This window comes from Lentzea indica (assembly GCF_012184385.1).
Lineage (GTDB): Bacteria > Actinomycetota > Actinomycetes > Mycobacteriales > Pseudonocardiaceae > Lentzea > Lentzea indica.
In genome coordinates, this window is sequence record NZ_VSRL01000562.1 from 1 (window position 1) to 1,143 (window position 1,143).

The window sequence follows — 1,143 nt, forward strand, 5'->3', positions numbered from 1 at the left end:
GGCCGAGGGCTGGGCGGAGCTGCCGCAGCCGGCGAGGCCGGTGGCCGCCGCGAGCGCCAGGGACGCGATGAGCAGGACATTACGCATGGTGGGTGAGGGTATTCGGACCGGTGTTAGCCGGGTGTAGCAGGTGCCTTCGTGTCACGAACCGAAGCGCGGAGATGCTCGGCCTGCCGGACCAACAGCACAGAGCGCCGAGTGGACCAAAACACGCGCCGTGGGTGCGTTTGGGTGGGTGAGTCACCCTCATCCGACACGTCAGGGGTGAGTCGCGACAGGGCGTCACCGATGCGCACGGGTGCGGGCCGACGACTGGGCTCAAGGGCGGTTATTCCGGTTCTGAATGTCGCACGAATAGCAGCTTCCTTATCTTTTGACCGACGCGTACAGTAACTCCGCGCACTTGATCGGACACTGACCGCATTCGTCCGTTCGGGTAGCGGCCGTTGAGGTGACCCAGGAGGTGGGACACGTGTCCGCGGAGGCCGGAGGCATCCGCAGCAACCTGATCCAGGAGTTGTTCTGGACTCGGACCGGGTTGCTCCTCCTCATACTCATCGTGACGTCCGGCACGTCGCTGGCCATTTCCAGTCAAATAGATTCCGGGGCAGCGAGAAACTTCCTGACAGCACTGGGTACCGGAACACTCATATCCGCGGTCGTGAGCTTCACGCAAACGTTGATCACGTCGAAAGCGGCCCAGAAGGCGCTTCTCACGCCGGTCATCGAGGAGAGCAGGAAGGCTCTCAAGGAGCTCAGCGAGGAGTACCGGTCGCTCGATCGGGAGTTCTTCCCCAGCCACGTGTTCGAGCCGACGGCCAAGCCGGACCCGGTGTTCAACCAGCTCATGATGCAGGACCTGGAGCGGACGCGGCTGTACTGCTTCCGCGGGTTCGCCGGGAGGTACGCGGCGGGGCGGGTGTTGCTCTCCCAGACGGAATGCGAGCTCAGGGCCGTGCTGGCGGATCCCCGCGACGACAACGCGATCAGCGGACGGGCGCGCTACCTCCTGCGCAACGAGGGCGCGGACGGCGACTACGACGAGATCCAGAAAAGGCTCAAGGAACAGATCAGCATCGGGCTCGTCGGCCTCTACGCCGCGCGGAGCCGGTGCAACAGGATCGACGTCACGATCGTTTCCGA

Annotated in this window: 1 protein-coding gene; it reads left to right on the forward strand. The window is 64.3% G+C overall.

Annotated elements, in window-relative coordinates:
- Positions 1-472: 472 nt before the first annotated feature.
- On the forward strand, positions 473-1,143 hold a 671-nt coding region (locus FXN61_RS49600; RefSeq protein ID WP_167980659.1), incomplete at its 3' end, for a hypothetical protein.